Annotated in this window: 1 protein-coding gene; it reads left to right on the forward strand. The window is 57.4% G+C overall.

Going from position 1 to position 277, the window contains the following annotated elements:
* Window positions 1-31: 31 nt before the first annotated feature.
* A partial coding sequence (locus tag SB749_RS19320) for a hypothetical protein (protein WP_410711730.1) occupies window positions 32-277 on the forward strand: 246 nt, incomplete at its 3' end.

A 277-nucleotide genomic window follows, 5' to 3' on the forward strand; every position in this document is an offset into this window, starting at 1 on the left:
GGGTGCCAGTCGGCTCGCGTTGGCAATGCTTATGACTCGACGTCTGACCATAAGGCACAATGCTGCCTCCGACGCTGGCCACAACGATGCAGCGGTCGATCCATCGATCATTATTGCGGACTGGAAACTTGGCGAGCGAAAAGCTCTTCTTGAAAGACCGTTGTTCGGTTTTGCGTCTTATGGGCGCGTGCGATTCCATCACCGCTCGGTCGCAGAGTACCTAGCGGCGCATCGTCTTCGTACGCTCAGCGAAAGCGGGATGTCGCACCGCGCTTTG

This window comes from Brevibacterium sp. SIMBA_078 (genome assembly GCF_046534565.1).
Classification (GTDB): domain Bacteria; phylum Actinomycetota; class Actinomycetes; order Actinomycetales; family Brevibacteriaceae; genus Brevibacterium.